Origin of the sequence: Mycobacterium europaeum, from assembly GCF_002102155.1 — a bacterium.
In the GTDB taxonomy this organism is placed as follows: domain Bacteria; phylum Actinomycetota; class Actinomycetes; order Mycobacteriales; family Mycobacteriaceae; genus Mycobacterium; species Mycobacterium europaeum.
On sequence record NZ_LQOU01000038.1, the window covers coordinates 18,118 to 28,002 of the forward strand.

Here is a 9,885-nt window from a genome sequence, read left to right on the forward strand (position 1 = left end):
CCCTGTGCTCGCTGTCACATGGCATGCCAAAAGCGCCACCGGCCACAGCTGTGTCGGGTGGGAGACGTATGAATCAGTGCAGGTCGGCTAGCCCTTGGCCGCCGACCGGCCCGCGCGCCGGCCGTAGAAGCTACCGTCGCCCAGCGAGATACCGCTGGCGTAACCCCAGGCGGCGAGCCCGGCGGTGACGCCGCCGAGGTAGATGAACCCGCCGGCCATCGTCGCCGCCCCGCCCCGCGACCCGGTGCGTTCGGTCACCAGCACATCGGCGCGGGAGCGCGCCGCCTCGAACGCCGCGGCGGCCCCGGCCACCCCGTAGCCGGCGATGACCACGTCGGCCTCGTCATCCCACGAGGTGACCGAGGAGGCCGGGAGCGCGGTGACGTCGGAATCGGGCGTCATAACCGCATGGCCGCGGGCATTTCGCCGATCCACTGGTGTCCCCAGTAGCTATCGGCGGTGATTTCCTCGGCGGTGTAATAGGTTTCGTCGACACGCATGCCGTCGGTGCCGAATTCGATGTCCCAGTCACCGGGCGCGCGGACGTAGAACGACACCATCTTGTCGTTGGTGTGCCGGCCCAGGGTGGAGGACAGCTGAAAGCCCTCGGCGTTCACCCGGTCCAGCGCCTGCCCGACGGCGTCCAGGCTGTCGACCTCGACCATGATGTGCACCAGGCGCGGGTCGCGCTGGTGTGCGGCCGGCACGATCGCCAGGCTGTGGTGGCGCTCGTTGATGCCCAGGAACCGAACCCGCACGGGCCCAAACTCTTTGGGCAGCGGCACCCGGAACGCGCCGCGAGAGCGGAACCCCAGCACCTCGGTGTAGAAGTCGAACAGCCCGTTAGGGTCCATCGCCGGCACCACCACGTGGCCCAAGCCCTGGTCGCCGGTGACGAACCTCGCGCCGAACGGGGTGACGACGGGGCTGTGGTCGAGCACCGCACCGTGGAACACCTCGAGCGTGGTGCCGGCCGGGTCCTCGAAGGTGATCACCTCTTCCACCCGCCGGGACTCCGCCTGGTCGGTGGACAGTTGCTTGAACGGGGTCCCGGCGGCGTCCAGGGTCGCTTTGACCCGTTGCAGCGCCGGGCGGTCACGCACCTCCCAGCCGACGGTCAGCACCCGGTCAATCTCGCCGGGCACCACGATGAGCCGGGCCGCGCGCTCGTCCATCCGCAGGTACAGCGCCTCCGGGTCCGGTCCCTTGCCCTCGGCGAAACCCAGGACACCGAAGGCGAAGTGCCGCCAGCGGTCGATGTCGTTCGTCGAAATGGTGATGTAGCCAAGGCTTTTCAGGTCACCCACGTCAGCGCTTCCTCTTGTCGCCTCGAACGTGCTAAATCATCGCGCGGAGCGGACCCTGCGGGTCGACGCCCAGCGAACTGAGCGCCGACGCGTGATACACGGTGCCAGGGACATGAATGGCATGCGCCTGCCCGACATGTGCATCACGCCAATAGCGCTGGAGCGGCTTGTCCATGCGGGCCGCGTTCCCGCCCGAGCGGGCGAAGATCTCGTCGACCGCCGACACCGCGCGCCACACCGCGCGCACCTGGGTGCGCCGCCCGGCCGCGCGGTCGGCGAACGACACCTCCTTGCCGGCGGCGACCATGTCGTAGATGCGGTCGGCGTTGGCCAGCAGCTCCTGCCGCGCGGCGTTGATGTCAGCCGCGGCCTCCCCGACGGCGTACATCACGTACGGGTCGTCCTTGATCGCGGTTCCGCTGGCGCCCACGCGGTCCCGCTGGTAATCCAGGTGCGCGGCCAGGGCACCCTCGGCGATGCCGATGGTGGCCGCCGAGATGCCCAGCGGGAACATCGTCGACCACGGCATCAGATACAGCGGCTCGGTCATCCCGGCCTCGCGCTGGGCGGTGCCGTCCATCACCTTCGTGGCGTCCATCGTCCGGTAGGACGGGACGAACGCATCCTTGACGATGACGTCCTTGGACCCGGTGCCGCGCAGCCCCACCACATCCCACGAGTCCTCGACGATCTCGTAGTCCTTGCGCGGCAGGATCATGTGCAGCATCTGCGGCGGCATCAGCGGCTTTCCCTGCTCGTCGCCGAGCATCGCGCCCAAGATGATCCAGTCGCAGTGGTCGGTACCCGAGCTGAACTGCCAGCGCCCGTTGAACAGGTAGCCACCGTCGACCGGCCTGGCCACGCCCTGCGGCGCGTACGGGGACGCCATCCACGTGTCGACGTCATCGGCCCATACCTCGTTGGGCACTTTCGGGTCCGCGTAGGCCAGCTGGTAGGGGTGCACACCCACCACGCCGACGATCCAGCCAGCCGCCGGATCGTGTGCGGCGGTGGCCATCACGGTCTCGGCGAACTCGCGGGGGTGGACCTCAAGGCCGCCGTGGTTCTTGGGCTGCAGCAGCCGGATCAACCCGGCCGACTTCATCAGCTTGACCGTGTCATCGGTCAGCCGGCCGATCCGCTCGGCCTCGGGGGCCTGCTCGCGCAACTGGTCGGCCATGGCCACTACCCGGTCGATTACCCGCTCGCTCATATCCCTGTCCTTTACTTTGTGGGCGTAGTAATGATCTATCGATCTCTGCACCGAACCGGACGTCGTTCCCGGTGAGCGGACGCCGATACCAGAACGTGAGGTGCCGCTACGCGCCCAACCGAGGCTGCCAGCGGTCCGATACCATCGACAGCCTTCTGGCATCGTCCGGTAGCCGGGAGGCAGGGCAGCTAGTACCTGTCGATAGGCCTAGTCTCAGTGCCTATGGACCAGGCCCAGGGACCAGCCTCTGGATGCGGCCGCGGCCAGCAGGCGCCGATGCCGGAAAAGCAAATCCTGCCGTCGGCCGCCCAGATAGCCCAATTGCCCTGTGCCGTCACGCGAGCCGTGTCCCGTGACTTGATCGATGGGAACGGGCACATGAACGTGTTGCACTATCTGGATCTCGGTTCGGCCGCCGCAGATGCGTTGGTGCGTGAAATCGGGATCGATGACGCCTACCGGACTGATCGACAGCTCAGCCTCTTCACCGTCGAACACCACCTGCGCTACTACAGCGAGCTGATCGAAGATGACACTGCCGATCTCTACGCCCGCGTCCTCGACCGCTCACCCAAGGTGGTGCACATGATCTCATTCGCCGTGGATCGGTACCGGCAACGTCTATCGGCAACACTTGAGATGGTCCTTGTCCACGTCGATCTGACCCGCCGACTGCCCGTGGCGATGCCGGTCGACATCGCCGCTGCTTTCGACGAGCACGTCAGGTACTCGTCGGCCCTGGAGTGGGCCGCGCCCGTCTGCGGCGCAATGGGCGTGCGACGCCAACCATGAAACGGCCAGCGGCCCGGTGATTACCGCCGTCAAACCTATCGCCGACGGCCAAACCTCAGCAACCGCCACATATACCGCGGCAGTCGCGGAGTGGGGACGCGGGCTGGCCAGTCGTCGGCGCGGAAGTAGGCATCAGACCCGCCGTCGACGAAAAGCACGCTGCCGCAGAGAAACGCGGCGGCATCCGACAACATGAACACCATCCAGTCCGCGAGGTGCGTGGGGTCACCGAACCCACCGACCGGGACCGGAAACGCGCGGATGGCCTTGGCTTCACGCGGTGTGGCGAGCTGTCGCTCGAGCAGCGGGGTCATGACCGCGCCCGGGGCGATCGCATTGAGCCGGATACCCGCACCCGCCCACGCCGACGTGACCGCGGTCCGCCGCACCCAGCGAGCCACTGCGATCTTCGATGCGCCGTAGGCCATCGATGGGGCAGCCGATCGGAACACTCGTAGTGCACGCTCGGCCTTGTCGAGATCGCGGCCCAGTAACGCCCGCACGGCACGTCGGGGCACCAACGGCATTGTCGTTGTCGAATTGCTGCTCACTACAACAACCTTGGCGCTGCCAGCTGCCGCCAATGCCGGATGCCATGCCTCTAGGAGCTCGACCACACCGAAGAAGTTCACCGCCAGGATCCGGCCGGTGCTACCGGCGCCCGGGGTGGGTCCCACACCAGCGGCCAGTACGACACCGTCGAGTCGACCGTCGCTGGCAGCGGACACGGCAGCGGCGGCCGACCTGCGTCCGTCGGGAGTCGACAGATCGGCGAGGACGTCGGCGTCTTTGATGTCGACGCCGATCACGCGGTGACCCGCGGCCCGCAGTTTATGCACGACGGCCTGACCCATGCCCGATGCCGATCCGGTGACGGCGTAGACACCCATCTGCGTTGCCCGTTAGGTCTTGGCCAAGAGGCCCGCGTCAACGACGAGCTCGGTGCCGGTGATGTAGCGGGCATGGTCGGAGGCCAGGAACACCACGGCATTGGCCACGTCGCCGGGTTCCACCCACGGCACCGGGAGCAGGTGGCGAGCTGTGAGCACCTCGGCGGCGTCGGCCGCCGTCGGGCTGGCCAGGTCAGGCCGAAGACGTTTAAACGTCGCCTCATTGAGCACCGTCGAGGTCCCGACGGCTCCCGGGTGAACAGTATTGACGCGAATTCCGCGCGGGCCGAGCTCGTTGGCGAGCGTGCGCGCCAGCCCAACCACGGCATGCTTGCTCGCGGTGTAAGGAGCGGTGTTGGCCGTACCGCGAAGAGCGTTGGTAGAACCGATGATCACGATCGACCCGCCGTCCTCGCCGAGGTGGGGGACGGCGGCTTTGACGGTATGCCAGACGCCGGTCACATTGACGTCGAGGGCTTGTTGCCAACTCTGGGCAGTGATCTCCCACGTCGGGGCGTGGGTGGTATGGATTCCGGCGTTGGCGACAATGATGTCAAGGCGTCCCACGTCGGCGACGGCGGCATCCACCGCGCCGGTCAGTGCGCCCAAGTCGCTGACATCGGCCAGACCTGTCACCGCGCGTCGGCCGCGCTGCGCCACCGCGGCGGCGGTCTGTTCGAGGTCTTCTGCTGCCGCCGGCACGTCCACCGCGATGACGTCGGCGCCTTCGTCGGCGAATCGCTCGCACAGGGCGCGCCCGGTGCCGCGCCCAGCGCCTGTCACCAGCGCCACACGACCAGACAGGCTCGACATCAGGGCGCCTTGGTCAGCGAAAACCCTTTGTACCCGGCCTCGGCGACTTCGTTGCAGATGTCGAGGTAGGTCCCAAACCCGCCGAGAAACAGCATGAACACCCGCGGCTTGCCGGGCACGTTGGCGCCCATGTACCAGGAGTTGGCCTTGGTGAACAGGGTGGCCTCGGCTCGGCGCGCGCATTCGGCGACCCAGTTGTCCACCGCTTCGGGAGTCGCCTCGATCGCCGTGTAGCCGTGGTCGTCGAGATATCTGATCGAGTCGGCGATCCAATTCACATTCGCCTCGGCGTGCAGCACCATGTTGGCCAGCACCGCCGGCGCGCCGGGGCCGCACACGACGAACAAGTTGGGAAAGCCGTCAATGCTCAGACCCAAATAGGTTCGCGGTCCATTGCTCCAGTCATCGCGCAGCCGTTTGCCGCCCCGGCCGACGATGTCGATTTTGGCCAATGCCCCTGTCATCGCGTCAAATCCGGTAGCCAACACGATCATGTCCAGGTCGTAATGGGCGTTGCTGGTGTTGATGCCGGTGGCATCGACAGATTCGATCGGCGTGTTTCGCACACTGATCAGTGTCACGTTGGGGCGGTTGAATGTCTGAAAGTAATTGCTGTCGGTGCAGATTCGCTTGGTGCCGATCGGGTGATCCGTGGGGATCAGCAGTTCGGCCAGCGCGGGATCATCAATGATGGCCCGCACTTTCTCCTCATAGAACTTGCGCGCCTCCTCGTTGGCGTCCGGGTCGATCATCTGGTCGGAGAAGGTTTTGGAGAACAGCACCCCGCCGAGATCCCAGCGTTTTTCGAACGCCGCGCGCCGCTCTTCGGGGCTGGCTTGCATCGTCAGTTTCGGATGGGCGATGTGTGGTGAGCCGCCGCCGCTGTGCCATGATAAGCGCCTGCGTTCGGCGTAATTCGCCTTGACCCGGGCCCGGTCTTCGTCGGTGAGAGGCCGATTGCCGGCGGGGACACTGTAATTCGGGGTGCGCTGAAAGACGTAGAGTTGCGAGGCTTGTTCGGCGATGATCGGGATCGACTGAATGCCCGAAGATCCCGTCCCGATGACCGCGACGCGCTTACCGGTGAAGTCGACCGTCTCGTGTGGCCATGCCGCGGTGTGGTAGATCTCGCCGGTGAAACTCTCCAGGCCGGCAAAAGGTGGGGTCATCGCCGCGGACAGTGGGCCCGTCGCCATCACACAAAACCGCGCGCTCACCGGTTGCCCGGCATCGGTGGTCACCGTCCACCGCAACCGCTGCTCGTCGAGAACCGCCGACGTGACACGGGTGTTGAAGACGATGTCGCGGCGCAGATCCAACCTGTCGGCCACCCAGTTGACGTAGCGCAGGATCTCCTCTTGGGTGGCGTACTTTTCCGACCAGTCCCACTCCTGCTGCAGGTCATCGGAGAACGAATAGCAGTAGTCGACGCTCTCGACGTCGCAGCGGGCGCCGGGATACCGGTTGAAATACCACGTGCCACCCACATCGGGACCGGCCTCGAACACCTTGACCGTCAACCCGTCGGCGCGCAGCTTGTGCAGGGCGTAAAGCCCGGCAAAGCCGGCACCTACGACCACCACGTCGATGCTCTGGTCCAACCCGTCGTCCGTGCTACTGGTCACGAACAGCGACGGTAGAGCCGCTGCACCCGGAATCGCAGGAGACGTCCCGGTGACTGGACGCCGGGATGGCGACCTCCCGTCCATCGGAATGCGACCAAGACATCACGCACCAACATGGCAAGGATCAGCCGCATGGCAGATGTCGAAGAACAAGGCGCTGCGCTGTGCACCGACGTCGAGGTGGCCACCGTAGACGTCGAGTTGGACGGTGCTCTCCATCGACTGGAATGGCGACGCGACCGGACCCTGGTCGACACGTTGCTTGATGCCGGGATCAATGTGCCGCACTCGTGTCGTGAAGGGCATTGCGGCTCCTGCGTGGCGACCCTGATTTCCGGCGAGGTGGATATGGCCGGTGGAGATGTGCTGGGACCCGAAGACCGCGCCGAAGGCTTGATCCTCGGCTGTCAAGCCCGACCAGTGACCGACAACATCCACATTGAGTTCTAGGCGCATGAACGGCGTGTCGATATGACGGAGTTTGCGACGTGACCGGCAGGGTCGCCGGGAAGGTGGCCCTGATCACGGGCGCGGCGCGGGGAATCGGGCGTGCGCAGGCGGTTCGGTTAGCCCAGGAGGGCGCCGATATCGTGGCCCTTGACGTGTGCGCTCCGGTTGACACAGTGGTGGTTCCGCACAGCACACTTGAAGACCTCGAGCACACCGCCGTCCAAGTGCGCGATGCCGGCGCCAAAATACATACCGAGATCGTCGACGTGCGCGACCGCGACGGCGTCCAGGCCGCCACCGATCGCGGTGTGCGACGGCTGGGAAGATTGGACGTGGTGTGTGCTACCGCTGGGATCACCTCGCGTGCACTGGCGCTCGACCTCACCGAAGCGGCCTGGCGCACCATGTTGGATGTCAACCTCACCGGTGTGTGGCACACGTGTCGGGCCGCTGCGCCACACCTGATCGCACAAGGTGGGGGTGCGATCGTCCTGACCAATTCGATCGCGGGCCTTCGCGGATTGGTGGGCGTCGCCCATTACACCGCGGCTAAGCACGGCGTGGTCGGCCTAATGCAGAGCCTGGCCAAAGAACTTGCGCCGCACAATGTCCGAGTCAATTGCGTCCATCCGACCAATGTGGACACTCCGCTGATTCAAAACGACGCAGTGCGCAACGCGTTTCGTCCCGACCTCGACAGGACGCCGACGCGTGCCGAGTTCGCCGAAGCGGCCCTTCGCATGAACATGCTCGCGGTGCCGTGGGTAGAACCGGTCGATGTCGCCAACGCCGCTTTGTTTCTCGCTTCCGACGAGGCGCGCTATATCACCGCGGTCACGCTGCCCGTCGACGCCGGTGCGACTCAACGATAGGGAGGGCGCGACATGAAAGACTGTTCGCTGGCTTTCTTTTCCTTTGTCGCGCTGGACAATCCGGAGCCGCATCTGCACCGCCGTTACAACGAATGGCATCAACTCGACCATCGACCAGAGAACTTGGCCCTACCGGGAGTCGCGTGGGGTGATCGGTGGGCGCGGACTGCTGAGTGCCGCGCTGACTCAACCGCCGAGCCCGAGCAGGCGGACGCGGATTACATCGCCATGTATTGGTTTCGCAATCCCGTCGCCGACGCAGTACGGGAATGGGAGCAATTGGGCGTGGACTCCTTCGAGTGGGGTCGGGGCCCCATGATTCCGGGTGTGCGGCGGACGTTGCTGGCGTTCTTCCGGCCCGTCAAGGGCTACGCGGCGGCATCTTCTTTAGTGTCGCCGGCGGTGATTCCGTATCGGCCCAATCGCGGGTTGCACCTGACGGTGACCAGGTTCGCCGACCCGCTTGGGACGGACACCCACGAGAATCATCGTTGGGAAGACCGCGTACTCATCCCGGAGCTGCTCAATCTGCCGGGAGTGGCCGGGGCGTGGACATTTTCGCTCGACCGCCATCAGGATGACGGTCTCGGCCTTCGGCGAGTTGACGCCACTGATACTCGGGGAGCATTGCGGGTTCGCGTGCTCTACCTTGATGGTGAACCGATCGCCACCTCGAGACTCGTGCGTGACTGCGTCGCTGCAGCCGAAACTCTGCTGCCGGCATCAATATTGGGACAAACCGTGATCAGCACGCCGCTGCGCACGATCATCCCTTGGCAGGACTGGTGACGCGGCGTTCCCATCGCCGCTTCATGAATGCTGCCGTGAGAGGAACGCCAGCACGGTGCTTTCGAAGGCTTGCTTCGCTTCGATCATCGCCCAGTGCCCGGACTTGGGAAATACGTGAAGTTCGGCGTCTTGGATGGTGCGCATCGGGATCAGCGCCATATCCGGTGGGCTCACTCTGTCGTCGCGACCCCACGTCAGCAGCGTGGGGACAGTCAACTTGTGCAGGACCGCCCACGGCATCGGGTTTTCGGACGCGGCCATCGCGGCGTTCATTGCGGCAAACGCCGCTTTGCCGTACATCCGGCGCGCCGCGGCCAAGGTGTCCGGATCGGTGGCCAACTGCCAGCGCTCCTCGACCAGTTCCTCAGTGACCAAGGACTGGTCGTACACCATCGATTTGAGCCAGTCGACCAGCCGCTGCCGCGTCGGGTCCTCGACGAACTCCTGCAACAGCCGGATGCCCTCACTCGGGCTGGGGCTGAAGATGTTGATTCCGATTCCGCCGATGGTGACCAGCCGGTCGACACGGTCGGGGTTGTGGATAGCGAAGTTGATGCCCACACCCCCGCCCATCGAGTTGCCGACGATATGCGCCTTATCGACGCCCAGCGCATCCAAGAACGGCGATACGGTGCCAAATGCCATGACCATGGGATGGCCGCCGAAGTCGTCGCTGACGCCGAAACCGGGAAATTCCAGGATGATGCAGCGGAATCGCTCGGCGAAGGTGGGCAGTATGCCGCGGAAGTTGCGCCATCCGGTGACTCCGGGACCCGAGCCATGCAGGAAGAGCAGCGGCGACGCCAGCGAGGCCTCCGGACCGGTGTCGTAATAGCGCAAAATCCCTTCCGGTAGGCGGATTTCGCGCACGTCCTGCTCGCCTAGGAAGACCCGTTCGGAAGTGTCTGTCACGGTGTCAGCCTGCCACGGCGTTGCGGGTGGCACGCCGCGGTGTTCCGCTGACCGGGTGGTGTTATGACTGGTGCTGGATAGCGCCCGGCGACACCTGTTGCTGCACAGCCAACTTACCGTCCACCACGTGTGTCACACCGTGTGCTGCTCGCGTTTGATTTCGAGGGCGATGTCGATGAGTTGGTCTTCTTGGCCGCCGATGAGTTTGCGCTGGCCGGCGCG

The 9,885-nt window shown here is 65.4% G+C and carries 11 protein-coding genes and 1 pseudogene; 4 read left to right on the plus strand and 8 right to left on the minus strand.

Annotated features, from left to right (window positions below; all coding sequences use genetic code 11):
• Positions 1-147 precede the first annotated feature (147 nt).
• The 3 genes and pseudogenes from AWC03_RS17530 to AWC03_RS17540 all read right to left on the minus strand — a co-directional run.
• Positions 148-402 (minus strand): annotated as a pseudogene (locus AWC03_RS17530) (FAD-dependent oxidoreductase); the annotation flags it as partial.
• Positions 399-1,307: a biphenyl-2,3-diol 1,2-dioxygenase gene (gene bphC / locus AWC03_RS17535; protein WP_085241995.1), complete on the minus strand. Its 909-nt coding sequence runs from the start codon at positions 1,305-1,307 to the stop codon at positions 399-401. The gene bphC and the pseudogene AWC03_RS17530, both read right to left, overlap by 4 nt.
• Before the next feature lie 31 nt (positions 1,308-1,338).
• Complete coding sequence (locus AWC03_RS17540; protein WP_085241996.1) at positions 1,339-2,520, minus strand: acyl-CoA dehydrogenase family protein; 1,182 nt, start codon at positions 2,518-2,520, stop codon at positions 1,339-1,341.
• Between the two features lie 222 nt (positions 2,521-2,742).
• Between AWC03_RS17540 and AWC03_RS17545 the strand changes: the two genes are divergently transcribed.
• Complete coding sequence (locus AWC03_RS17545) at positions 2,743-3,312, plus strand: thioesterase family protein (RefSeq protein ID WP_249025914.1); 570 nt, start codon at positions 2,743-2,745, stop codon at positions 3,310-3,312.
• Between the two features lie 35 nt (positions 3,313-3,347).
• Here AWC03_RS17545 and AWC03_RS17550 read toward each other — a convergent pair whose 3' ends face one another.
• Genes AWC03_RS17550 through AWC03_RS17560 form a run of 3 tightly spaced genes read right to left on the minus strand, consistent with a single transcriptional unit; the run spans position 3,348 to position 6,640 of the window.
• Positions 3,348-4,202, minus strand: coding sequence for an SDR family oxidoreductase (locus AWC03_RS17550; protein ID WP_085241997.1), 855 nt, complete (start codon positions 4,200-4,202; stop codon positions 3,348-3,350).
• 12 nt (positions 4,203-4,214) lie between these two features.
• Positions 4,215-5,015: a mycofactocin-coupled SDR family oxidoreductase gene (locus AWC03_RS17555; RefSeq protein ID WP_085241998.1), complete on the minus strand. Its 801-nt coding sequence runs from the start codon at positions 5,013-5,015 to the stop codon at positions 4,215-4,217.
• A complete protein-coding gene (locus tag AWC03_RS17560) occupies positions 5,015-6,640 on the minus strand; it encodes a flavin-containing monooxygenase (protein WP_085241999.1) in 1,626 nt (541 codons plus the stop codon). Before AWC03_RS17560 ends, AWC03_RS17555 begins: the two co-directional genes overlap by 1 nt.
• Positions 6,641-6,772: 132 nt before the next feature.
• Between AWC03_RS17560 and AWC03_RS17565 the strand changes: the two genes are divergently transcribed.
• From AWC03_RS17565 to AWC03_RS17575, 3 genes are read left to right on the plus strand one after another with little or no spacing between them, the layout of a single operon-like run.
• On the plus strand, positions 6,773-7,090 hold the full coding sequence (locus AWC03_RS17565) for a 2Fe-2S iron-sulfur cluster-binding protein (RefSeq protein WP_085242000.1): 318 nt from the start codon (positions 6,773-6,775) through the stop codon (positions 7,088-7,090).
• 38 nt (positions 7,091-7,128) lie between these two features.
• Entirely contained in the window at positions 7,129-7,962 is an 834-nt protein-coding gene (locus tag AWC03_RS17570) for a mycofactocin-coupled SDR family oxidoreductase (protein ID WP_085242001.1), read from the plus strand.
• A 12-nt stretch (positions 7,963-7,974) separates the two neighbouring features.
• The gene (locus AWC03_RS17575) at positions 7,975-8,751 is read left to right on the plus strand and encodes a hypothetical protein (RefSeq protein ID WP_085242002.1); all 777 of its coding nucleotides are present in this window, start codon (positions 7,975-7,977) and stop codon (positions 8,749-8,751) included.
• 21 nt (positions 8,752-8,772) lie between these two features.
• Here AWC03_RS17575 and AWC03_RS17580 read toward each other — a convergent pair whose 3' ends face one another.
• Complete coding sequence (locus AWC03_RS17580) at positions 8,773-9,663, minus strand: alpha/beta fold hydrolase (protein WP_085242003.1); 891 nt, start codon at positions 9,661-9,663, stop codon at positions 8,773-8,775.
• A gap of 132 nt (positions 9,664-9,795) precedes the next feature.
• The coding region (locus AWC03_RS17585) for a hypothetical protein (RefSeq protein ID WP_142274729.1) at positions 9,796-9,885 on the minus strand (90 nt) is incomplete at its 5' end.

What these genes read in the sequence shown, in the direction of transcription:
- AWC03_RS17540 (WP_085241996.1), bottom strand. Translation starts at nt 2,520, where the DNA reads ATGAGCGAGCGGGTAATCGACCGGGTAGTGGCCATGGCCGACCAGTTG.
- AWC03_RS17545 (WP_249025914.1), top strand. Translation starts at nt 2,743, where the DNA reads ATGGACCAGGCCCAGGGACCAGCCTCTGGATGCGGCCGCGGCCAGCAG.
- AWC03_RS17550 (WP_085241997.1), bottom strand. Translation starts at nt 4,202, where the DNA reads ATGGGTGTCTACGCCGTCACCGGATCGGCATCGGGCATGGGTCAGGCC.
- AWC03_RS17555 (WP_085241998.1), bottom strand. Translation starts at nt 5,015, where the DNA reads ATGTCGAGCCTGTCTGGTCGTGTGGCGCTGGTGACAGGCGCTGGGCGC.
- AWC03_RS17565 (WP_085242000.1), top strand. Translation starts at nt 6,773, where the DNA reads ATGGCAGATGTCGAAGAACAAGGCGCTGCGCTGTGCACCGACGTCGAG.
- AWC03_RS17575 (WP_085242002.1), top strand. Translation starts at nt 7,975, where the DNA reads ATGAAAGACTGTTCGCTGGCTTTCTTTTCCTTTGTCGCGCTGGACAAT.